The following is a 23,761-nucleotide window of genomic DNA, read 5'->3' on the forward strand; positions in this document are numbered from 1 at the left end:
CGGTACATCCCTGCAATACGTCTGCAAAAGCTTGCAAATCACCCTGCAAATTATCTTGCAAATTACCCTGCAAATTACTGAGCGTGAATGCTAGCGCGAACGGGTTACAGAATTAGCGTATGGAATTGGAAAATCCATTGGGGTCTGTGATTCAAGGCTCCCTCAGCCAGGGGCTAGAGGTGCGGCTGCACGCGGATGTGTCGGTCGAAGATATGCGCGTGGGCAAGTTTCTGGTGGTGCAGGGGCGGCGATCGCGCTTCTTTTGTATGCTCACCGATGTCTCTCTAGGAACCACCAACCCCCGCATTGTCTCCAACCCGCCAGACCCCAGCAACACCTTTTTGCAAGAAGTCCTAGCAGGCAGCGGCACCTACGGCACTATCAACCTGTCGCCGATGCTGATGTTCACCCCCACTGATGAACAGAGCGCCCCATCCAAAATCCAAAATCCAAAATCCAAAACCAGCCCTCTCCAAGCCAACACCAGCGCCATCGAGCTATTGCCCGTCAAAACCATTCCCAGCCACTTTAGCCAGGTGTTCGATGCGAGCGATCGCGACTTTCGCGCCGTCTTTGGCTGGGAAGACGACCCCCATCGGCGCAACTTTTCCGTGGGGCAGCCAATTGATATGGACGTGCCCATTTGCATCGACCTAGATCGGTTTGTGGAGCGCAGCAACGGCGTATTTGGCAAGTCGGGCACGGGCAAATCCTTCCTGACGCGGCTGCTGCTGTCGGGCATTATTCGCAAGCGGGCAGCGGTGAACCTGATTTTCGACATGCATTCGGAATACGGCTGGGAGGCCACCAGCGAGGGCGGCTCCAAGTCTCGCGTGTCGATGGTGAAAGGGCTGCGGCAGTTGTTTCCAGGGCAGGTAAAAATCTTCACGCTCGATCCCCAATCAACCCAGCGGCGGGGCGTGCGCGATGCCCAGGAGCTATTCATCAGCTATGACCAAATCGAGGTAGAAGACCTGGCGCTGGTGCGCGGCGAACTGAACGTCTCGGAGGCAGCGCTAGAAAACGCCATTATTCTCCGCAATGAGTTTGGCAAAGCCTGGATTTCTCGCCTGCTGTCGATGAGCAATGAGGAGATTCAGGAGTTTTGCCAGGTGAAGATGGGTAGCCCAGCGTCGATTATGGCGCTCCAGCGCAAGCTGACCCGGCTGGATGATTTGAAATATCTGCGCCCCGCCTGTCCGCATAACTATGTGGGGCAGGTGCTAGAGGCGCTGGAGGCGGGCAAGCATGTGGTCGTGGAGTTTGGCTCCCAGTCAAACATGCTGTCCTATATGCTGGCGACGAATATCATTGCGCGACGCATCCACGCCAGCTACGTGCTGAAGGCGGAGCGCTTCTTGCAGACGAAGAATCCGGGCGATCGCCCCCACCAGCTCGTCATCACCATCGAAGAGGCGCACCGGTTTCTCGACCCGGCCACCGTCCGGCAGACCATCTTTGGCACGATCGCCCGTGAAATGCGGAAGTATTTCGTGACGCTGCTGGTGGTCGATCAGCGCCCGTCGGGCATCGACAACGAGGTGATGTCGCAGATCGGCACGCGCATCACGGCCCTCTTAAATGACGAGAAAGACATCGACGCAATTTTTACGGGCGTGTCTGGCGGGCAGGCGCTGCGGTCTGTCCTAGCGAAGCTCGATTCCAAACAGCAGGCGCTAATTTTGGGGCACGCCGTGCCGATGCCCGTCGTGGTTCGCACTCGTCCCTACGACGAAACTTTCTACGCCGAAATTGGCGAAACCGCCTGGGAGGAGATGCCTGATGCCGCCGTGTTCCGCGTTTCGGAGGCGGCCAAGGCTGATCTAGGCTTCTGATCGCAGCGCAGCCACCTTCTCCCTCGCCCAGGCCCGCAGCGCCAATTCTGCCTCCACTTCGTCCTGCTGCGCCTGTTCCAAAAAGCGGTAGAGGTCGTCTTTTTCCACCCAGCCAAAGGTAGGACTGTGGCTCTGCTCGACATACTCGCCCGCTTGCAGGTGGTAAATCCGCCACTCGCGCCCGTTGTATCGCCAAAACTCTGGCACGCCGAGGCTGGCATAGAAGCGATTTTTGTCAATGTCGGTGTGGGTGATGTCTACTTCCACCACCAGATCGGGCGGCGGGGCGGTGGCAAAGTTGACCTTGCGGCCGGCGACCTGCGGCTGATGCTGAATATAGTAGGCGCAGTCGGGTTCCGATCCACGATTCAGGTCTTCTCGATTCATGGTAGTAGAACCCATGGTCTTGATCTTCATGCCCAGTTCCACCACCAGGATGATAATGAAACGTTCAATCAGCCTTAGCGAAAATTCGTGATCTTCCAGCGGTATCGTGATTTCGAGGGTTCCCTGATCATAGGTAAGACGGGCGGCGCGGCTCTGGGGCAGGGCATCCAAAATTTGCAGATAGCCGTGCCACGTTAGCCCGCGCAAGGTGACGCGCTTTTCGCCCAGGGCGGGTGGGCGGGCGATCGCCGTTTCTGCACCGCCCACGGTCTGCATCTCACCTTCCTGCACCTCACCCTCCTGAACCCCAACCTCGACCATCAAAATCACCCCGTTGAAACTAGCCTGTTTGGTCTGCCTCTTTAACCCATTGATCTGTTTGATCTACTGATGATCATGATCTACTGATCTACGCTGTTTCGCTCCAATCCAACCCTATCCAGGGAGTTCGGTTTTCCCCCCGTACTAGCCGAACCTGATCTCTCTATAAATCGCTAGATGATAGGGAGACACGGTGAACATTTGTTTTGATTTCTTCGTCCTTTGTTAATGTCAAAGGTTTGATGTCAAGGGTTCTTACGAAAGCTGCTCACGATTCTTCACCTGAAAGCGCCACGCCGTCCTCTCGCCGTTCACCTGCAAAGTTCACCCGTTTGGATGAATGCTCAGCCCTTTACGGAAGCCTAAACTTGTATTATAGTCTTCATACAAGAGCGAACTCATAACGACTTCACCTTTGTGACATACCTCTCGTCTACTTCTACTCTGGTTTCGCTTTTTGGCTCTCTGTCTTGGGCTTTCAGCGCCACGCCCAGTCTGTTAGCGCTTTGACCAGCGTCTTTGACCATTGGTTTGAAGCCAGTTTTGACTGCCAAGAGTATTGGTCTTAAGAAAGGGTTACTACTTTCCTGAAGAATGCCGCTAGTCGTAGTAATATCTACATTCAACTCGCGTCTAAGCTGTTTTTAAGCTGCCCTGGGTTGGTTAAGAGGGAGTCGTCCAGAGAGACGCACCCAGGCAATGGTTTAGAGATTTCACCTGTTTTTGCCTCACCTGTTTTCGTCTGAGCGTCGCTTCTTTCGTTCGGATTTTCAATTCCTACTTCGGACTTGTTCGCCAGCCCCAACATCGTTCCACTGGTTTCCTCAGTGGGTATAGTCAAGCCTCTTCATAAGGCGGTTTCCTGATCTAGAAACTGCACTAGAAGCTGGCTCATAAGTTAGTCTCTCTATTCTTTGCTTCTTTGCTGGGGCTGGTAGAGCGTCTGACCATCCAGTTTACGTTTCCTGTTCGATTCAAGATTGTTCAACGGAGTCTCGCATTCATGGCAACCGCAAACACCACAGCTAAAACGACGAAACCGCTGTTTACCGCAGATATGGTGCGAACCTATCTGCACGAAATTGGTCGGGTGCCGCTGCTGACCCATGAGCAGGAGATTGTCTATGGCAAGCAGGTGCAGCAGATGATGGCACTCCTGGAGGCGAAAGAGGCTCTGGCCAACAAGCTGGAGCGGGAGCCTTCGCTGGCAGAGTGGGCAGCCGAGGTCAATCTGACGGAAGCCGAGTTGAGCCAAGCCCTGCGCGTGGGTCAGCGGGCAAAGCAAAAGATGATCGAGGCGAACCTGCGCCTGGTGGTGGCGATCGCCAAGAAGTATCAGAAGCGCAACCTGGAATTCCTGGATCTGATCCAGGAGGGCACGCTGGGTCTGGAGCGCGGCGTGGAGAAATTTGACCCCACGCGGGGCTACAAGTTCTCGACCTACGCCTACTGGTGGATTCGTCAGGCCATTACGCGGGCGATCGCCCAGCAGGCCCGCACCATCCGCCTGCCCATCCACATCACCGAAAAGCTCAACAAGATCAAAAAAGTGCAGCGCGAACTGACGCAGGAATTGGGCCGTGCGCCTACGCCCGCAGACATCGCTGAAGCGCTGGAGCTAGAACCAGGACAAATCCGTGAATTCTTGCTGATGGCGCGTCAGCCCGTGTCGCTAGATCTCAAAGTCGGCGACAACCAGGACACCGAACTGCAAGACCTGCTAGAAGACGACGGCGCATCGCCTGAAACCTTCACGGTGCAGGAATCGCTGCGGCAAGACATCCAAAACCTGTTGGCGGAGCTAACGCCTCAGCAGCGGGAGGTGCTGGTGCTGCGGTTTGGGCTGGAAGACGGCAATGAGCTATCGCTGGCAAAAGTGGGGCAGCGGATGAACATCAGCCGTGAGCGCGTGCGTCAGCTTGAGCGGCAGGCGCTGGATCATCTGCGTCGCCGCAAAGTCAACGTTCGTGGATATTTGGCCAGTTAATTCCAGCCAGTTCGTCAAACTGTCCTTTCTTCCCGTTTGTTTAACTGGATGCATGGGATGAATAGAGGTGGAGCGGTGCATAACCCCTCCACCTCTATTTCATAGGTGATGATGTGAGGGTCAGACGAGGCGGTTCTTTTTCTAAGCCTTCTGCGCTGCCTCAGGGTCATCATTTTTTGCTGCATGTTTTGCTGCATGGATGCCCCAGCAAGCGGTGATTAAGATCACCTACTTGGGTGAGCGAATCGGGTGATTTGCCTCCTACTCTCGCTCTATAAAGTAAGGCCATAGCGGTTCAGCGGTTCAGATTCTCTCGCAAGGTTACGCACAGCTTCCCTCATCTCATTCCCAGGCTCGATCTCATCATCCTGTGGACTGGGCTAGGCTTCACTCAAGACTTCAGGCGCGGCTTCTAAAAATGTTCAGTAGTGAACTTTTCTAAAAAGTTTTGCAATTTTTTGAAGCGAAATCTGGAATTTGAATCCTTGGCGGTGTAGCTGTTCGGAGAGACGGTGGACGTTTCAAACTCTCGAAATTAGCCCCCTTTTCTTCAAGAGTTGTGAAGCCCATCCAAAGCGTTAAATCGAAGCTCGTAAGCTCTATATAGGCAGCAAAATAGGCAGCGAACTATAGAGCGAATTTCTAACTGTAAATCTTCTATGTAATCTTTAGTTTTGTGAAGGAGGACTGCCAATGCTGAGCTTGAACAACCGTTTCCCCCAAACGTCGCAGTCCCTTTGGAATCGTTTTGAAAAGCCCTTTACGGCGCTGTTTCTAACATTAGGACTGGCGGCTGCGGCACTGGCTCCAGCCCATGGTCTCGAAGCATCCCGGCTGGCGCAAGCCAGCGCTGCAACGGTTGCCCGCTTGGAAGGTGCAATTAGCCAGCGGTTTCCCAATGGCGTTTATTTGTACGGACAGTCTCAGCAGCCCGACCAGCTTGGCTCTGCCTACATGGTGTTTGAAGTCACAGAGAATCAAGTGGTAGGCGCGTTCTATATGCCCCATTCCTCCTTTGATTGCTTTTATGGCGAAGTGCAAGCCCAGGAACTGGCGCTAAATGTGATTGATTCCTACGAGCAAACGGTGCATCCTTACTCGGTGGCGCTGCAAACGAATGCGTCGGTCGCGGCGACGGGCGGAGAGGCGATCGCCCCTCTGAACCTGGAAGGATTTCACCCGCTTTCCGCACTGAGCGAAAACGACCAGCGCATTCTCAACACCTGCAAGATTAGCTCTGAGCGAGTGAATTAGAAAAAGAGAGAAGAACGAAAAGAGAAGAAAGAAAAAAGAAGAACGAAGAGGGAAGGATGGTTTTTTCGTTTTTCGTTCTTCTGTCTTCGTTCTTTAAAACTTCGTTTTTCGTTCTTCTCTCTTCGTTCTTTAAAACACCGTTCCATCACTTTGAATCGAGATTGGAGGATCGCCGCCCGGACGCAGTTCGGCGGCGATTTTTCGGCCGGCTGCCCAGGTTCCGCCTTCCAGAACTTTCACGAGCGGCAGTTCGGTGGCGCTGAGGCCGAGTTCGGTGCGGATGGCATCGGCAATCTGGTCGAGCAGAACCAGCGTGAGCGATCGCCATTCCACAATCACCTCAGAACTGGGCAGGTGCGGCCCACGCAGTACGTCAGCGTGCTTTGGCTCCAGTAGACCCAGGTCTACGCAGAGGCCGCCGTTGCGATATTCTGCCAGACCCGTAAGCTGGTCAAGCTGCGTGATTTCCAGCCCCAGGTCTTGCAGCGGCTCCAGCAGGGAATAGGTGAGCCACTGCGACAGCTTGTGGAACGGCACGAGGTTTGCCCCCGGCTCGGCGTTGGGCAGAGCAGAGTGCGGCCAAACATCGCCCAGGTTAACGCCCTCAAGCGTGATGCGGCCGGGCCAGATGTCGCCGAGTCCTTGCAGCACGGCCCTCAGCACGGTGGGCGCGGGCAACTGGCAATCCTCGGCTTGGGCCAGCAGGTAGTCCACCAGGTTGCCCGGTCGGGGCGTTTGAGTGCCAAAGAATTCTGGCTTTTGGGCAAGGGTGTGGCCCAACTGTTGCAGCAGGGCCACGCGCCCCGCCAGCCCGATTAGCGGATTGTCTGGAGTGACCTGGAACGCTTGAGCCAGATCGGACTCGGTGATCTGCTGGAGGGCGGCGGCGGTTGCCTGGAGGGGAGCAGCGCGATCGCCCGAAAATGCCCCCTCGCAGAACATCCAGAAGCTTGCCACCGCCAGCCCTTCTGACCGCTGAAACACCTGACCGCTGCTGGCTTCGCGATAGCGCCACACCGCACCCGCCCCCGCATCCAGCAGCACGCTGAGAATCACCAGATCGAACTTGGCCCGCGCCTGGGCCACCGGATCAAGCCCCGCCAGCCGCCCCTGCAACTCGGCCACCCGATCGACCTTGCCCACGCCAAAATGTCGCCAGCGGCTATGAAACGGCACGTTTAGGTCGGGATAGTGTTCCCGCATCACCCGCAGCACATAGTCGGCCGTGGGTTGGAGGCGATCGCCCCGATAGCGAAAGTGCGTCAGTTTGTCGGCGCGGGCCAGCTCAAAAAGCTGCTGAGTGCGATCGCGAATCGCCTGAGGACTCTGGAGGTAGATGGCGGTGGACATGATGGAACCCGTGGAGGCAAATGCAGACAAACGTTTAGCCCCCTCAGCTTAACTGTTATCGCAGCCCAGGAAATACCCAGCCAGCAAGAACACCTCCTCGCCGCTGCAAGTGTGTCAGAATTTATAACTGCTGCTGTTCTGGATTTTTGCCCATGTTGACCACTACGCCGATCGCCGAGTTGCCCTTCTTGGGCGAAGAGGTCGCCGCCGACTATGACACAGCGCGGGTCGTGATTTTGCCGATTCCCTACGAGGCGACGACGACCTATCGCAAGGGCTGCGAACACGGCCCGGCGGCGATTTTGGAAGCGTCGCATCAGGTGGAATATTACGACGAGGAGCTAGAGCGGGAGATGTGGCCCGTCGGCGTGTATACTCACGGGGCGATCGCCGATACGCGCAGCGGCCTGGTGTCTGCCGAAGCCATGCTGAAGGTCGTTGAGGACACCACCGCCAAACTCATTGCCGACGGCAAGTTCGTCATCGGGCTGGGCGGCGAACACAGCATCACGACGGGTCTGGTGCGGGCTTATCAAGCCGCATCTACGGAGCCGTTTACGGTGGTGCAAATCGATGCCCACGGCGACCTCCGCCACGAATACGAAGGCTCGATCCACAACCACGCCTGCATCATGCGTCGGGTGGTGGACATGGGTCTTCCCACGGTGCAAATCGGCATCCGCAGCATTTGCAAAGAAGAGGCGGATTTAATTAAAGAAAAAAATCTGACCGTATTTCGAGCGCGAGAAATCGCCACCCAGCCCGACTGGGCCGAACGGGCGCTGGCCGCCATCCCCACCCGCAACGTCTTTCTCACCATCGACCTAGACGGCATTGACCCGACGCTGATCCCCGGCGTGGGCACACCCGAACCCGGCGGGCTGAACTGGTATTCGCTGCTGGGCTACTTGCGGTCGGTGTTTGAGCATCACCACGTCCTCGGCGCAGACATTATGGAGCTTGCGCCCGTTAGCGAGTCGGTGGTGTCGGAATTTACCGCCGCCAAGCTAGCCTACAAGCTGATTGGCTATCAGGCGATCGCCCAGGGCTGGAGCTAGGTCAACATGCAGTCCCCCGACCCGTTGCCCCCGTCTATCCCCACAGATGCGATCGCCGAAGATGCCGCCGCGCCGGGGTTTATCTCACCAGCGGTTCCCCCCAGCGTATGGCAGCGCCATTTTGCAGGCGCACCGCTGCGGCTGGGCGTGCTGGCCTCTGGCAGTGGGTCAAACTTTGAGGCGATCGCCCAGTCCATCGCCCAGCGCCAGCTCAACGCCCAAGTCCAGGTGATGATCTACAACAATCCCCAGGCCGGGGCGGCGGAGCGGGCGAAACGACTGGGCATTCCAGCGGAACTGCTGAACCATCGCCAGTTTCCCAGCCGCGAAGCCCTGGATCAAGCCATCATCGACCAACTCAAGCGCTATGACGTGGAATGGGTGATCATGGCGGGGTGGATGCGCGTGGTGACGGACGTGCTGATCACCGCCTTTCCCAACCGCATTTTGAACCTGCACCCCAGCCTGCTGCCCAGCTTTCCGGGGGCCCGCGCCGTCGAACAGGCCCTCGCCGCCGGGGTCAAGGTGACAGGCTGCACTGTCCACTACGTCCGCCTGGAAGTGGATCGCGGCCCAATCATCATGCAAGCCGCCGTGCCCATCCTGCCCCACGACACCCCCGACACCCTGCACCAGCGGATTCAGGTGCAGGAGCATCGTATCTTTCCGAGGGCGATCGTGCTGGCGAGCAGCGGCGTGGAGAAAAACGAAGAACGAAGATAGAAAAACGAAGAGGGAAGAGGGAAGAACGAAGAACGAAGAATAGAAGAACGAAGAGGGAAGAGCAGACTTTCGGCTTTCGCTCTTCGTTTTTCGTTTTTTCTTTACGCGGGAAGAATGGGTTTTCGGTTTTCTGTGCGAGGGAAAAGCAATTTTTCGTTCTTCGTTTTTCGTTCTTCGTTCTTCGTTCTTCGTTCTTCGTTTTTTCTTCAAGCAACGGGCAGCGATCGCCCCTTCGACCGATCTACCGCCTCCTCTGTCGTGGGGAACAGTTTCAGGGCAGTGGGGTGGATGGTGAGGTGAACCGAGGTGCCGGGGGGGAGGGGCGCGGCCCCGCTGGCGGACGAGGTTCGATCAGCAGGGATGCGGGCATAGAGCTTGTTGCCGCTGGGCGTGAGCAGCGTGTAGCGATAGTCGCGGCCGAGAAACTGGCGATCGCCCACCGTCACGCGGCCCGATGCGCTGGGCTGAAGCTGGATATCTTCGGGGCGAATCATCAAGTCGGCGGTGTCGCCTCTATCCACCGGGCGGGCGGGGGTGGGTTCTGGCGCAAAGCTGCCGATTTCTGTTTCCCAGACTTGCCCATTCCAGCGGGCAGGCAGCACGTTCGCCTGGGTGACAAACTCTGCCACAAACCGGGAGACGGGCGAATGATAAAGCACCTCCGGTGGGCCCTGCTGCTCGATGTGTCCCTGCCGCATGACGGCGACCTGATCGGCGATCGCCATTGCCTCTTCCTGGTCGTGGGTGACAAACACGGCTGTCGTGCCCGTGGCTTTCAAAATGTCCCGCACTTCTTGCCGCAGATATAGCCGTACCTGCACATCCAGATTGCTCAGCGGCTCGTCTAGCAGCACCAGCGACGGGCGCGGGGCCAGGGCGCGGGCCAGGGCGACGCGCTGCTGCTGCCCGCCCGACAGTTCGTGCGGATAGGCGCGTTCATATCCGGTTAGTCCAACCAGGGCGATCGCCTCGCTCACCTGTCCCCGCGAGTCGCCCTTTCCCAGCCCAAAGGCAATATTTTCCTGCACCGTCAGATGGGGAAACAGGGCAAAGTCTTGAAACACCATGCCCACCGAGCGCTGTTCCGGCGGCACCATGCCGTCTGCATTGGCGACTATGCGGCCGGCGATCGCCACTTCCCCCTGCTGGGGCTGCTCAAAGCCCGCAATCAGCCGCAGCAGCGTCGTTTTGCCACAGCCCGACGGCCCCAGCAGCGCCAAAATTTCACCCGGCTCCAGGTCGAGGCTGACGTTATACACCGTGGGAACGGGGCGATTGGGAAACTGATGCGTCACCTGCTGAAGCTGCAAAACGGGCGAAGAATTCATGCTGGCGCTCATGGAAGTGCATTATTGAGACTTAGAATCAATTAATATCTTCTCAACAACTCGACAATTCGAGCGGGCAACGCTCAGAAATTCGGGTCAATTCCTTATCATGCCATGAGCTTTGTTGCAAAACCGGCGGACATCGCCGTTTCCAAAAAATTGCATCTTTCTCGCAGTAAGTCCGGGCTAGACCTGTGGACGCTGGCGGTGGGGGCGATCGCCCTGCTGATTGCTGCGCCCGTGCTGGTGGTGGCGGCCAGCCTGTTTACGCCCGCTTGGGACGTTTGGCAACATCTCGCCGCCACGGTGCTGGGGCGCTACGTGGCAAATTCTCTGGCGCTCATGCTGGGCGTGGGCGCGGGGGTAGTTGTGCTGGGCACGGGCACGGCCTGGCTAGTAACGATGACGCAGTTTCCAGGACGCGGCATTCTCAGTTGGGCGCTGCTGCTGCCGCTGGCCTTTCCTGCCTATCTCCTGGCCTACACCTACACCGAACTGCTGGACTATTACGGCCCGGTGCAAACGGGGCTGCGATCGCTCTTTGGGTTCCAGTCGGCGCAGGACTACTGGTTTCCGCCGATTCGATCCCTGGGCGGGGCGATCGCGCTGCTGGTGCTGACGCTCTATCCCTATGTCTACCTGCTGGCGCGGGTGGCCTTTGGGGAACAGTCGGTTTGCACGCTGGAAGCCAGCCGTAGCCTGGGCTGCAACCCCTGGCAGAGCTTTTGGCGAGTGGCGCTGCCCCTGGCCCGGCCGGCGATCGCCGCTGGCACGGCCCTGGCGCTGATGGAAACCCTGGGCGACTTTGGCACGGTGCAATATTTCAGCGTAGACACCTTTACCACGGGCATCTATCGCACCTGGTTTGGCATGGGCGAACGGGCGGCCGCGTCCCAACTGGCGGCGCTGCTGATGCTATTTGTGCTGGCGCTGATTGTGCTGGAGCAGTGGTTTCGCCGCCAGGGGCGCTATTACCAAAAACGCGGCAAATCCTACAGCCAGAACCGCTTTCGGCTGGGGGGCTGGCGCAGCGGACTGGCGATCGCCGCTTGCATAGTTCCCCTGCTGCTGGGCTTTCTGGTTCCCGCCGGACTGCTGCTGCACATGACCCTGCGAAATCTGAACCAGTTGACCGACCCGCGCCTCTGGGGGTTTGCCAAAAACAGCTTCTTAGCGGCAGCGCTGACGGCGGGGCTGGCGGGGGCGATCGCCCTCCTGCTGGCCTACGGCGTGCGGCTGCGTCCCAACGGGTGGATGAACCTGTCGCTGCGAACGTCGGCCCTGGGCTATGCCATTCCCGGCTCAGTGATTGCGGTCGGCGTACTGGTGCCCCTGGGCGCGTTCGACAACTCCGTCGATGCCTGGATGCAGCGCACCTTTGGCATTTCCACCGGGCTGCTGCTGAGCGGCACGATTGTGGCGCTGGTGTTTGCCTATCTGGTGCGGTTCCTGGCTGTGGCGCTGAATTCGGTCGAGTCGGGTCTGGAGCGAATCAAGCCCAGTCTGGACAATGCCGCGCGATCGCTCGGCGAAAATTCCCTCGGCGTGCTGCGGCGAGTCCATGCGCCCCTGATGGGCGGCAGTCTGCTCAGTGCGGCGCTGCTGGTGTTTGTGGACGTGATGAAGGAACTGCCCGCCACGCTGATCGTGCGCCCGTTTAACTTCGACACGCTGGCGGTGCGGGTCTACCAGCTTGCGTCCGACGAGCGGCTGGCGGAATCTTCGGCAGCGGCACTGGTGATTGTGGCGGTGGGGCTGGTGCCCGTGATCTTGCTCAGCCAGCAGATTGCCGGGGGCGATCGCAATTAATCGCATTAATCGCATTCATCGCGATTAAGTTAGGGCGATTAAGTTAAGAACCAAGCTGGAGAAGGGCGATCGCCGTCTGGCTCATTTGCCAAAAACCTGCTGTAACCCAATCTCAGACGGCTCTATTTCATCGCACTGGTTGAAATTGCATCAGTTAAATACGGTACGCTGACAAATATTTGCGTAACAAATACTTGTGTAACAAATTCGCAACAAATCCTTACGTAGACATTCAGCGGCAGATCTGGAGGCAGCGCAGGTCATCCACTTGCGGTAAAATCAGCCGACAGCGCGATGCTTGCCATTCGGTTCAGTCCAGGCACAAGCGTTGAGGGCGATCGCCCCCTTGAATCGTCCACCTATGTCACCATCACCTCAGCAAGGCGTTAGAGCACTATGTCAGAGCGGAAACGGGCACTAATCACGGGAATCACAGGCCAAGACGGGTCATACCTGAGCGAGATGCTTCTAGAGAAGGGATACGAAGTCCACGGCATCATCCGCCGCACCTCCACCTTCAACACCGACCGCATCGACCATATTTATGAAGACCCGCACAACGAAAACGCCCGCCTGTTTCTGCACTACGGCGACCTGACCGACGGCACCACCCTGCGGCGCATCCTCGAACACGTGCAGCCTCACGAAATCTACAACCTCGGCGCACAATCCCACGTGCGCGTCAGCTTCGATGCCCCCGAATACACCGCCGATGCCGTCGGCATGGGCACCCTGCGGCTCCTAGAAGCCCTGCGGGACTACCAGCAGCGCACCGGCAACGAAGTCCGCTTCTACCAAGCAGGCTCCTCCGAAATGTACGGCAAAGTGCAAGCCGTCCCCCAAAGCGAAAGCACCCCCTTCTACCCGCGCAGTCCCTACGCCTGCGCCAAAGTCTACGCCCACTGGCAAACCGTCAACTACCGCGAATCCTACGGTCTGTTCGCCTGCAACGGCATCCTGTTCAACCACGAATCTCCCCGCCGGGGCGAAACCTTTGTCACCCGCAAAATCACCCGCGCCGTCGCCCGCATCGTCGCCGGACAGCAAAAGAAACTCTATATGGGCAACCTAGATGCCAAACGGGACTGGGGCTACGCCAAAGACTACGTGCAAGCCATGTGGCTGATGCTGCAACAAGACCAGCCCGATGACTACGTCGTTGCCACTGGCGAAACCCACGAAGTGCGCGAATTCCTGGAACTCGCCTTTGGTTACGTCAACCTCAACTGGCAAGACTACGTCGAGTTCGACGAACGCTACCTGCGCCCCGCCGAAGTTGACCTGCTGATTGGCGACCCCACCAAAGCCAAGACCCAACTCGGCTGGCAGCCCAGCGTCAGCTTCGAGCAGTTGGTCTACCTGATGGTCGAAGCCGACCTCAAAGCCCTGGGTCTCATCCCCCTCAATGGCAACAGCGTCCAACCCGTCCTCGACCACGCCACCATTCGGCAAGCCGCAGGCACGAGCGCAACGCCCTAAGGAAAAAACGAAAAACGAAGAACGAAAAACGAAAACCCGCTCTTCCCTCTTCCTTCTTCGTTCTTCCCTCTTCGTTCTTCCCTCTTCCCTCTTCCTTCTTCGTTCTTCCCTCTTCGTTCTTCCTTCTTCCCTCTTCCCTCTTTCCCCTATGCCCCTTTCCTTCTCCAACCAACGAATTCTTGTCACGGGTGGTGCCGGATTCCTCGGCAAGCAGGTGGTGAACCAACTCATCAACGCGGGTGCCGACCCCGCCAAGATTACGGTGCCCCGCTCTCGCGACTATGACCTGACGCAGATGGAGGCGTGCCGTCGCGCCGTTGACCAGCAAGACATTGTGATTCATCTCGCAGCCCATGTCGGTGGCATCGGGCTGAATCGGGAAAAGCCTGCGGAACTGTTCTACGACAACCTGATGATGGGGGCGCAACTGATTCATGCTGCCTATGAAGCGGGGGTGAAGAAGTTTACCTGTGTGGGCACGATTTGCGCCTATCCCAAGTTCACGCCTGTGCCCTTCAAGGAAGATGACCTGTGGAATGGCTACCCGGAGGAGACCAATGCTCCCTATGGGGTGGCGAAGAAGGCGCTGTTGGTGCAGCTTCAGGCCTATCGTCAGCAGTATGGGTTTGATGGCATTTACCTGCTGCCGGTGAATCTGTATGGACCGGAGGATAATTTTGACCCGCGCAGTTCTCATGTGATTCCGGCGCTGATTCGCAAGGTGCATGAGGCGCAGTTGCGCGGGGAGAGGACGATTCCGGTGTGGGGGGATGGTTCGCCGACGCGGGAGTTTCTCTATTCCACCGATGCGGCGCGGGGGATTGTGATGGGCACGCAGTTCTATGCGGAGCCGGAGCCTGTGAATTTGGGGACGGGCTATGAGATTTCTATCAAGGACCTGATTACGCTGATTTGTGAACTGATGGACTATGACGGGGAACTGGTTTGGGAGACTGATAAGCCCAATGGGCAGCCCCGCAGGTGTCTCGATACGCGGCGGGCGAAGGAGAGGTTTGGCTTTACCGCAGAGGTGGAGTTCCGCCAAGGCTTGAAAAATACAATCGAGTGGTATCGGCAGCACGCGGCGTAGGCAGGGAGCCGCAGGGAGCCTTAAGGCCAGCCGCCGACACCCCTCTGCGTGAAGATCAGGAAACGAGGGGCGATCGCCCTCTGAAATCTCCCGTAATTTCACAGAACCGTTGATTCGGCTCGCTGGGCTAGGGTCTGAACTGGAAGCTCATAGTGGGTGCGTCTGCCCATCCCACTCCTTCCAATCAGTCACCCCAACCTTATGCCAACCGATCATCAGCACGTCCCTAAGCACGCTCTCCATTGCCCTAGTGTGGCGATCGCCCCTTGTCCGTCGTCTGAGAATCGTTTCCCGCAGTCTTTTCCGCTTGCCCCCTTCACCCGCTGTGCTGCCCGCGTTGCCAGCCTGACCGTCGGACTGTTGCCCCTGTGGCTGGCAATCGCCCTGCCTGCCCAGGCCACCGTCTCGGCCTCTGTGGGGGAGTCCGTCGAGTTTTCCTGCCAGGACTCAGAATCCGTTGTGCGGCAAAAGGGTGGCCCCGTGGTCACGATTGGGCGATCGCGCATCTACATTGGCTATCGCCAGGTGTCTGCCAACAACAAAAACCCGATCGTTGTCCGGTTTAACCGGGGGCAGCGGGCCTGGTGCCGCGCAGATTACGAAATCACAGCCGACGATGGCGAAGGCTATGGGCTGCTATGGGACGGCAGCAGTGCGCTCTATGCCGTGTTCAGCGCCACCGGAACCCAGGGCACTGCCAGCCAGGACTATCGCCGCTTTACCCGTCAGGGCTGGCTGACTAGCTACGGCAGCGGCGGCGGCCCCAAAGTCGCCGTGTTGGCGCGGCTCAACCCCACCAACGGCGCACCCACCGCCGGGACGTTTCTGACCGCCCAACTCAGCAGCGGGCGCAGCAACTCGCTAGAAGTCACCGGCCTTTCCTGGACAGGTTCGCGGCTCGTCGTCACCGCCAACTCGTGGTTTTCGCCCCGCCGTGCCAATCGCCAGCCCATGAGTTGCAGCGGTTCGTCGCCCTTCTTCTATCGAGTCGTGTTTTCGGGAGATCTGCGCCAGGTCTTTCGCGCCCAGAGCGATCGCTGCTCGTAGGGCTTCCGGTTCAGGTTGTGCATCGCCCATGACCTGAACCGTTTTCAATACGCCATTTTTTAATACGCCATTTCTCAATACGCCGTTTCTTAATACATCGTTTGCATCAACTGCTTGCGATAGCTGCGGGTCAGCGGGTGGTCGTCGCCCAGCAGGTCAAATAGCACGATCATCGCCTTGCGGGCCCCGTCCTGCCGAAACTTGCGATCGCCCGCCACGATTTCCAGAAAGCCTGCAAACGCCGCTTCGTAATTGCCTTCCAGGGCGTGCTGCTCTGCTTGCCGATATTTCGTCTCCAGTTCGCCCGGTTCCGCAGGACTAGCCAAGTCTCGGTGAAACGCGATCAGCCCGCGCACCGCCTGCGCCCGCCGAAACAGGTCTTTATCCCGCTCAGGAATCGGCGACAGCAGCTTCTCTGCCGACTCGATTTGCCCCTGGCTGACCAAAAATTCTGCCGCCTCCAGCATCAGCCGTGCATCGGTCGGATAAGCCTGAATCAGGTCTGCGAACCGTTGCTTCACCTGGTTTACATCGCCCGCAGCCCGCGCCGCCCGAATCTCTGCCAGCCCTTGCTCCAGCGTCGAGTGCAAATTCAGCTTGCCCAATAGCTCGCGCAACTGCGGTTCTGGCAGCACGCCGACAAAGCCATTCTGCATTGCGCCATCCACCACAATCCGCACGTCCGGCACGCCTTCTACACCGTAGGCATTGGCCAGGTCAGGATTTTGGTCAATATCCACCTTTGCCAGCACGAAATCGTACTCTTGCGACAGCTTTTCTAGCATCGGCTTGAGCAACTGGCAGGGGCCACACCAAGTGGCGAAAAAGTCCACCAGCACTGGTTTTTCGTAGGATTTTTGCGTCACTTCTTGCGCGAAGTTGGCTGCCGTAATGTCAACAGAAGTGCCCATAAGCAAGCGGTTGAGAGAATGGTAGGGTGTTGAAAGTGCATCTTCTCGCCCTATCATGCCTGAGAATGGAGCCATGACCGAGCAACCTTATGTTTTTTTAGCAGGTGCTAGCCGGGGTGTGGGGTTCGAGCTGGCGCGTTGGCTATTGCAGCGGGGCATTCCCACCCAGGCGCTGCTGCGGCTGCCGCCCAATACGGATGGAACCCCCTCGCCCGCACAGGCAGAGTTGGAGTCTCTGGGTGCGGCGATCGCCATTGGGGATGCGCTGGATGCCGAGGCGGTCAACCGTGCTATGCAGGGGCCACCCTTCAACGCACCACCGTGGGCAGTGGTCAGCACCATTGGCGGCATCGGGCCAGACGGGCGGCGGGCCGATTTTTTGGGGAACAAGCTGCTGATCGACGCGGCCGTGCAGGCGGGGGTGAGGAAATTTGTGCTGGTGTCGTCCATTGGTGCGGGCAAAAGCGCGATCGCCCTGCCGCCGCAAGTGCTGCAAACCTTGGGGCCAGTCTTGGCAGAGAAAGAGCAGGCAGAGGAATACCTGATGGCCAGCGGGCTGACCTATACGGTTGTGCGTCCCGGCGGGCTAAAGTCGGAACCCGCCACGGGCAACGCAGTGCTAACGCCGGATGTGGCGATCGCTGGCAGTATCCACCGGGCTGATGTGGCCGATTTGGTGGGGCGCTGTTTGTTTTCCGAACGGGTCAACGGCTGCATCCTGTCGGCTGTCGATCGAGGTCTGCTCTACGGCAAGACCGCGTTTGAGGTCGTGCCTCTGGAGGATGTGAATTTCTGCTCTTGATCCCTGCGAGGTCGTGCCTCTGGAGGATGTGAATTTCTGCTCTTGATCCCTGCGCCGAGATATTCCGCCGACTTGTTTTGCTGAATCTGTTAGGACTTACGCAGTTGGACGATTTCTCGTGGGCTGGCCCGTGAGAAATCGCCCAAAACCCAGAAAACTGATCGCAAGTGCATAAGTCCTGTCTGTTTTTGAAAGGTGTTTTGCAATTTACATGCGGAAAATCGCGCATTATTCAAGCCCCATTGGAATGAACCTGAAGAACTGATTAATTAGATTGAAGTCATCGGACTAGCGAGTGAAAAGATTTTTTGCAGACTGTGCCTATGAGACTGCTTTCAAGACCTAAAAACGGGCGGCAAGGCTCAAGTTTTGGTTGATTGGATGGTCGCATAACGGGGCGATTTGCAAAGGCTTCGCTCAGGAGGATTCGCGGTTTTGTCGATTTCACAGATTTTCGGTAACCTATCTGGGAGGATCTCCGCAAAACTTGCAAAACTATTTACCTGGGTCGGGGTTGCAGATTATCCTGCATAAGGTTGCGCCTGTTTCTTATGGATTCGGCCCCTTGCTAACCCGTGTGTGACCCATGTGCGACCCGTGGTGAATTACTGCATAGCAATACTTGAGATTCGGTTTGGGATTCTCTGTTTTGAGGGTGTGTTTCAAATAGGCAAAAAAGGGAGAAATTAAGGACTTTGGGTGATGCAGAAAAAGTCCGCACCGTTCAAGATTTTAGTTTGAAGCTTGGTTTGAAACTTGGTTTGAAGATAGTTCCTGCTTTGGTTTAGGCTGTTTCCCACTTGCGAGAAGTTATGCGATCGCTCTCAATTTTTTTGTCTGCTACCGTTAGCGTTACTGCCGCCCTGCTTTCTGCCGAAGCCATCCGCGCCGAGGCCAACATTCCCGCCCCGGCATCCCTGGAAACCTCGCCAGAACCTGCGCCTGATGGAGGGGAAGCGTCCCAATCCCAATCCCCCTCGATTCGACCCGCGCTGGCACGACGCAGGCAGCAGGCAGATCGAGCCGCCGATTGGGCAACCCTGGCGGCACTGGGAGGGGTTCGACGAGATGCTGCGGGCGAGAGAGACGCAGGTGACCCGGACGGCACAACGGCGATCGCCCAGTCTGCTGAACCCGAAAAGGCGATCGCCCTACTGGCTGCTGGGGTTCAACGCAATGGCGATCGCCCCTCAATCGCAGCAACCCCATCTGAAACGTCCCTTCAAATTGCCCAGACCGAGCCAGTTCCCTTTCCCCCTGCGACCGATCCTGAACCAGCACCCGCCCCATCCGCTGCGCCTGCTGACATTCCAGCAGTTCCAGCAGAGTCAGAGCCGGCAGAGTCAGAGATGGAGGCACGTCCGCTCCAGCCCGTCAGCAATACCTTCACCGATGGCTTTCCAGAAAACCTGGAACCCCATCCCAATCCTTTGCTGTTTCCAACCCGCCCTGAAGAAGTCCGCACCAACGAACCACAGCCGATTACGCTCCAGCAAGCCATCGAGCTGGCCCGACGCAACAACCGCCAGCTTCAGATTGCAGAACTGGAGCTAGAGCAAGCCCGCGCCCAGCTTCGAGAAGCCCGCGCTGCCAACCTGCCCACCGCCCAAATCGGAGCCGACCTGACGTTTACAGAAAATACCGATCGTCCTCAGCCTTCTATCTTCAACCCCAATCCCCCGCAGGAATCAGACATTACGACCAGTTTGGGAGGAAACCTCCGAGTTGACTATGACCTGTTTACCTCTGGGCAGCGATCAGCCACGATTCGTGCGGCTGAAGGTCAGGTGCGCTTGCGAGAGCTAGAGGTGGAGCGTCTGTCTGAGCAACTGCGGCTGGATGTCAGCAACGACTTTTACGATGTGCAAGAGGCCGATGAGAACGTCCGGATTGCTCAGGATACGGTACGACAGGCGGAGCAAAGTTTGCGGGACGCACTGGCGCTAGAACAGGCTGGCGTAGGCACTCGGTTTGATGTCTTGCAGGCGCAGGTCGAGTTGGCCAATGCCCAGCAAGAACTGGTGCAAGCGCTGAGTGAGCAGCAGACCAATCGACGGCGACTGGTACGCCGACTTGATCTGTCCCAGACGGTGAATCTGGTGGCGGCTGATGCGGTGACTCCGGCAGAGGATTGGACGCTCTCGCTGGAAGAAAGCATCGTGTTGGCTTATAAAAACCGGGCAGAACTGGAGCAGCAGTTGGTGCAGCGAGATGTGGCCCGCCAGCAGCGACGGGCCGCTTTGGCCGCTTTGGGCCCCCAGGTAGCGCTATTTGGTCAGTATCAGTTTGAAAATCCTACCAATGATCAAAATTCAGACTTCAGAGATATTTACCAGTTTGGGGTGCGGGCTTCGATGACGCTGTTTGACGGGGGGCGAGCTAGGGCGCAGGCCCGTCAGCAGGAGATGAATATGGCGATCGCCGAAGCGTCTTTTGCAGACAACCGCGATGCCATTCGGTTGGAAGTGGAGCAAGCCTTCTACTCGCTCCAGGCCAACAGAACCAACATTGCGACTGCTGAAGCGGGTGTGGAACAGGCGCGAGAATCGCTGCGGCTGGCGCGTCTCCGGTTCCAGGCAGGCGTGGGCACCCAAACTGAAGTGCTGCGAGCGCAAACCGACCTGACGCGAGCAGAGGTCAACTTGGTGCGGGCGGTGCTGGGCTACAACCGCTCTCTGGTGACGCTCCAGCGGGCCATCAGCAACCTGCCAGACGGCTTCCTAGCCGAAGATCCCCTGGGTCGGGGCGATCGCATTCGCAATACCCGGTGATCGCTTCGCAATACCCGGTAATCGCCTATTTCCGTCGCCACTCGGCAATATTCCAAGTGTTCAAATCCCACGGAGTCAGGTTTACTCCCGCAAGGCGATCGCCCACTCCCGCGGTTTCTGCACGATGCACCAGGGGAATGACGGCGATATCGGTCACCAGCAGATCGTTCATCTGAATAAAGATTTGCCGCCGTGCTTCGGGGTCGAGTTCACTGGCCACCTGCTGCCACAGGGCATCGTAGGCGGAGTTGCAGTAGCGCGAAACGTTGTCTTTGGACCAGTTGTTGGCTTTTTGGGCGATTTCGCTGCAAAGGTAGGTTTTCATGTAGGAGCCGGGGTCGGGGTTGGTGTTGCCCGTGGTGTACATTTGCAGGTCAGCGTAAAAGTGGCCGGTATTGTCGGGGTTGGTGGGGCTGCTGTCAAAAAAGATGCTGGCATCAATGCTTTTTAGCTCCACCCGAAAGCCGATGGATTCCCACGCCTGCTTCAGGATTTCCTGAGTCTTTTGGCGCAGCGGGTTGACGGAGGTCTGGAACACAAGCTGGAGGGGCACGCCGTTTTTATCGCGGATGCCGTCGCCGTTGGTGTCTCTCCAGCCTGCGTCTTCGAGCGCTTGCTGGGCAGCGGTCGGGTCAAACTGGTAGGTGGTGTTGGGGGAACTGAAGGATTCTGGAGCCACCAGGAAATTGGCCGTGGGTTTGCCTGTGCGGCCATAAAGCTGGGTGGCGATCGCCTCTCGATCGATGGCCAGGCTGAGCGCCCGCCGCACTGCGGGGTCTGTCAGAAACGGGTGGGGACGGCTGACGTGCGATCGCTCTCCGTCTACCTCCACATTAGGGTCAGAGAAGTTAATCAAAATTCGCTCCATCAGGGAGCCAAAGTTGGCCACCACTTCGCCCCGCCCCGCCCCAGCCAACTGCTCCAAGATCGGCGCTTCCACTTGCAGGTTATAGGCAAAGTCCACATCGCCCGTTTGCAGCACCGCCCGCGCCGCTGACACCGCATCGCCGCCACCCTTCAGTTCAACGCGAGAAAACCCCAGCGAGTCTGCCCCGCGATAATTGGGGTTTGGCTCATAGATCACGACATCACCGGGTTTGAACTCCACCACGCGATAGGGGCCCGTGCCCACAGGCATCAGGTTGGCCGGAGCCTCCCGCGACTGTGCGCCCAGATACTCGGCAAACGAATGCCGGGGCAGCACCATCCCCTCAGTGCCTACGAAGACGTTGCTCCAAGCGGGATTCGGCTCTTTGAAGGTGATTTTCACCGTCGTCTCGTCCACCGCCTCTACGGACTCGATGATTTCGTAGGTCGCCGCCGAAATTGCCGCCACCTCTGGATTCGTTACAAACTGATGCGTAAACACCACATCCGACGCTGAAAATGGCTCCCCGTCTGACCATTTCAGCCCCGGCTTCAGCTTCCAGGTGACGGAGCGACCGTCTGCCGCTACGCCGCCGTTTTCCAGCGTGGGCACGTCTGCCGCCAAGATCGGAATCAGATTCCCCCCAGCATCGTAGCTGGCCAGCGGCTCTAGCGTAATGCGGCTGGCTTCCGAGTCCTTGAAGCCGTTAGACAGGTGCGGATTCAAGATCGTCGGCGCTTGCCAGTAGAGCAGCTTGAGGACGCTGGCCGAGGCATCCGCCGCTGGGCTGGCCGTTGGGCGTTGGGAGGCAGGTGGCGAGGAGTCGCAGGCGATCGCCAGCATCAGGCACAGCAGGGCGCTGCAAACGAACGGCAACAGGCGGCGCTGCCAGCGGTTTAGAAACATGGAGCGGGGGATGGGAAATCGAAGTTTCTACTAGGGAAGCACGGTTTCTGGAGCGCTGTGGTTAAGGCGAATACGCTCCAGGTGCTCAGGCAGAGGCAGGCAGCGCAGTCTGCTTTAGCTCGGTCGGTGAATAGGTCGCCAGTTGCGCTTCGATTTCATCGCGGACGATCGCCCGATAGTCTAGAAAATGCTCTAGGTGGGCGCAGTTGATTAAGTAATGGTCATATACACGGGGGTTGTGGCGCAGGATGGAGAAGAGTTGCCGCCAAAACTGCCAGCGGGTGCTGCGCTTGATGCCCTGCCGCCAGAAGAGGATGAACATGGCGCGGATCTCAATCGGCGTAAGCATGGTCGGTTTTTTCTTGCGGTTGGGGCTGGGGCGCATTTCGATGAAATGGCGATAGACCCGCGCCAGGTAGCGATGTGGGTCATACAGTTCCCAAAAGCAGCGGATATATTCCTGCGCGATGTCTTCGATGGGGCGCGTGGGCACAAAGTTAATCAGCGTGGTCTGGTGAATGCTGGCGGTTTCGTCAGGGTTGATCAGCCGCCCTTCTTTTTCGAGTCGCTGAGACAGCGCTGTGTTGGGCAGGGCTTGCAACATGCTGAATAGCGCCTGGGGGATGGCGGTGGCTTCGACGAAATTAATGATGCGATCGCCCGCCCCCGGTTTCTCTCCATCAAAGCCGATAATGAACCCCGCCATCACCCGCAGCCCAGAGCGATTAATCGTTTTAACAGCATCAATCAGCGGGTTGCGGGTATTTTGAAACTTCTGTGTCAGCGAGAGGCTATCGGTATCTGGCGTTTCAATGCCCAAAAACACCGCGTTGAAATTCGCTGCAATCATTAGATCCAGCAACTCCTGATCCTGAGCCAGATCCACCGATGCCTCAGTAACAAAGCTAAAGGGATAGTCTCGCTCCTGCATCCAGGGCACTAGTTCCTTTAGCAACAGCTTGACGTTGCGCTTATTGCCAATGAAGTTGTCGTCCACAATGAAAATCGATCGCCGCCAGCCCTGGTCATACAATGCTTGCAGTTCTGCCAGGAGTTGAGCGGGCGTTTTGGTGCGCGGCTTGCGGCCATACAGCACGATGATGTCGCAGAATTCGCACTGGTAGGGGCATCCGCGCGAAAACTGAATCGACATCTCGCTGTAGTCCTCCAGATTCAGCAGGTCAAAGCGCGGAATCGGCGTGGTGGTGACATCGGGCTTATCGCCATTGGCGCGAAAAATGCCAGACGACTCACCTCGCTCCAGCGCCTCCACAAACATAGGCAGCGTGATTTCTCCCTCGTCCAGCACCAGGTAGTCTGCGCCCGCTTCCAGTGCGGGTTCGGGAACCGAGGTGACGTAGGGCCCACCCACAGCCACGGGCTTGCCGCGCCGCTTAGCCTCCCGGATTCGATCCAGCAGGTCATCTTTTTGCACGATCATCCCGGAAATAATCACCAGATCCGCCCAATCCCAATCCGCCTCCGTTTCGGGGCCCGCGTTGCGGTCTATCAGGCGAAATTCCCAAGTTTGGGGCAAAATCGCCGCCACGGTGATCAGGCTCAGCGGTGGCAGCGATACCTTTCGGCCAATCAGTTCCAGCGCCTTGTCATAGGACCAAAAAGACTTGGGAAAGAGCGGATAGAGCAATAAAGCACGCATAGCGGTCGGCTTAGGGTGACAGTGCTAGCAGACTGGGAAACTTCAGTTTCCGAAGCTTCCGAGAAGCTTCCGACCGGGGATGGGTCGAAAACCTAGTCGCAGCATACCCCACCTTCTAAACAGGGGACAACCGCAGCCGAAGCAGGCTGACTGGAGACTGCCATTGCGTGAACGG

17 protein-coding genes are annotated in these 23,761 nt (G+C 57.9%); 11 read left to right on the forward strand and 6 right to left on the reverse strand.

The features are described 5' to 3' along the window. Positions 1-119: 119 nt before the first annotated feature. Complete coding sequence (locus HNI00_RS00595; RefSeq protein ID WP_297074877.1) at positions 120-1,835, forward strand: helicase HerA domain-containing protein; 1,716 nt, start codon at positions 120-122, stop codon at positions 1,833-1,835. On the opposite strand, the gene HNI00_RS00600 is transcribed toward HNI00_RS00595, so the two are convergent. Then, complete coding sequence (locus HNI00_RS00600) at positions 1,824-2,498, reverse strand: Uma2 family endonuclease (RefSeq protein WP_420156266.1); 675 nt, start codon at positions 2,496-2,498, stop codon at positions 1,824-1,826. The genes HNI00_RS00595 and HNI00_RS00600 overlap by 12 nt on opposite strands. Before the next feature lie 1,048 nt (positions 2,499-3,546). On the opposite strand from HNI00_RS00600, the gene HNI00_RS00605 reads away from it, so the two are divergent. Together HNI00_RS00605 and HNI00_RS00610 are read left to right on the forward strand one after the other, a co-directional pair. Beyond that, positions 3,547-4,530: an RNA polymerase sigma factor, RpoD/SigA family gene (locus tag HNI00_RS00605; RefSeq protein WP_068509309.1), complete on the forward strand. Its 984-nt coding sequence runs from the start codon at positions 3,547-3,549 to the stop codon at positions 4,528-4,530. 693 nt (positions 4,531-5,223) lie between these two features. Continuing rightward, positions 5,224-5,784 (forward strand): hypothetical protein, encoded by a 561-nt coding sequence (locus tag HNI00_RS00610; protein WP_316789761.1) that lies wholly within the window; start codon positions 5,224-5,226, stop codon positions 5,782-5,784. 129 nt (positions 5,785-5,913) lie between these two features. Here the strand turns inward: HNI00_RS00610 and HNI00_RS00615 are convergent, their stop codons facing one another. Next, on the reverse strand, positions 5,914-7,134 hold the full coding sequence (locus HNI00_RS00615) for a URC4/urg3 family protein (protein ID WP_420156267.1): 1,221 nt from the start codon (positions 7,132-7,134) through the stop codon (positions 5,914-5,916). A gap of 152 nt (positions 7,135-7,286) precedes the next feature. On the opposite strand from HNI00_RS00615, the gene speB reads away from it, so the two are divergent. Next, a complete protein-coding gene (gene speB, locus HNI00_RS00620; RefSeq protein ID WP_316789765.1) occupies positions 7,287-8,192 on the forward strand; it encodes an agmatinase in 906 nt (301 codons plus the stop codon). A 6-nt stretch (positions 8,193-8,198) separates the two neighbouring features. Further along, on the forward strand, positions 8,199-8,915 hold the full coding sequence (gene purN, locus HNI00_RS00625) for a phosphoribosylglycinamide formyltransferase (protein ID WP_316789767.1): 717 nt from the start codon (positions 8,199-8,201) through the stop codon (positions 8,913-8,915). A 206-nt stretch (positions 8,916-9,121) separates the two neighbouring features. On the opposite strand, the gene HNI00_RS00630 is transcribed toward purN, so the two are convergent. Then, the gene (locus HNI00_RS00630; protein ID WP_316789770.1) at positions 9,122-10,243 is read right to left on the reverse strand and encodes an ABC transporter ATP-binding protein; all 1,122 of its coding nucleotides are present in this window, start codon (positions 10,241-10,243) and stop codon (positions 9,122-9,124) included. 114 nt (positions 10,244-10,357) lie between these two features. Here HNI00_RS00630 and HNI00_RS00635 point away from each other — a divergent pair, with 114 nt between their 5' ends. The 4 genes from HNI00_RS00635 to HNI00_RS00650 all read left to right on the forward strand — a co-directional run bounded on the left by HNI00_RS00635 (position 10,358) and on the right by HNI00_RS00650 (position 15,668). Further along, on the forward strand, positions 10,358-12,052 hold the full coding sequence (locus tag HNI00_RS00635; RefSeq protein WP_316789772.1) for an ABC transporter permease: 1,695 nt from the start codon (positions 10,358-10,360) through the stop codon (positions 12,050-12,052). Between the two features lie 396 nt (positions 12,053-12,448). Then, entirely contained in the window at positions 12,449-13,531 is a 1,083-nt protein-coding gene (gmd, locus tag HNI00_RS00640) for a GDP-mannose 4,6-dehydratase (RefSeq protein ID WP_316789774.1), read from the forward strand. Between the two features lie 148 nt (positions 13,532-13,679). Continuing rightward, positions 13,680-14,621 carry a GDP-L-fucose synthase family protein gene (locus tag HNI00_RS00645; RefSeq protein ID WP_316789776.1) on the forward strand — a complete coding sequence of 314 codons (942 nt, stop codon included), beginning with the start codon at positions 13,680-13,682 and terminating at the stop codon, positions 14,619-14,621. A 201-nt stretch (positions 14,622-14,822) separates the two neighbouring features. Continuing rightward, positions 14,823-15,668, forward strand: a complete 846-nt coding sequence (locus HNI00_RS00650; RefSeq protein ID WP_316789778.1) for a hypothetical protein — start codon at positions 14,823-14,825, stop codon at positions 15,666-15,668. An 89-nt stretch (positions 15,669-15,757) separates the two neighbouring features. Here HNI00_RS00650 and HNI00_RS00655 read toward each other — a convergent pair whose 3' ends face one another. Beyond that, entirely contained in the window at positions 15,758-16,579 is an 822-nt protein-coding gene (locus tag HNI00_RS00655) for a tetratricopeptide repeat protein (protein ID WP_316789780.1), read from the reverse strand. A 73-nt stretch (positions 16,580-16,652) separates the two neighbouring features. Here HNI00_RS00655 and HNI00_RS00660 point away from each other — a divergent pair, with 73 nt between their 5' ends. Then, positions 16,653-17,381 carry an SDR family oxidoreductase gene (locus HNI00_RS00660; protein ID WP_316789782.1) on the forward strand — a complete coding sequence of 243 codons (729 nt, stop codon included), beginning with the start codon at positions 16,653-16,655 and terminating at the stop codon, positions 17,379-17,381. An 833-nt stretch (positions 17,382-18,214) separates the two neighbouring features. Beyond that, on the forward strand, positions 18,215-20,152 hold the full coding sequence (locus HNI00_RS00665; protein WP_316789783.1) for a TolC family protein: 1,938 nt from the start codon (positions 18,215-18,217) through the stop codon (positions 20,150-20,152). A gap of 25 nt (positions 20,153-20,177) precedes the next feature. Here HNI00_RS00665 and HNI00_RS00670 read toward each other — a convergent pair whose 3' ends face one another. After that, entirely contained in the window at positions 20,178-21,926 is a 1,749-nt protein-coding gene (locus tag HNI00_RS00670) for a peptide ABC transporter substrate-binding protein (RefSeq protein WP_316789785.1), read from the reverse strand. A gap of 85 nt (positions 21,927-22,011) precedes the next feature. Next, complete coding sequence (locus HNI00_RS00675) at positions 22,012-23,586, reverse strand: B12-binding domain-containing radical SAM protein (protein ID WP_316789787.1); 1,575 nt, start codon at positions 23,584-23,586, stop codon at positions 22,012-22,014. Between the last annotated feature and the right edge of the window lie 175 nt (positions 23,587-23,761).

It is taken from the genome of Thermoleptolyngbya oregonensis NK1-22 (genome assembly GCF_032705245.1).
GTDB classification, from domain to species: domain Bacteria; phylum Cyanobacteriota; class Cyanobacteriia; order Elainellales; family Elainellaceae; genus Thermoleptolyngbya; species Thermoleptolyngbya sichuanensis.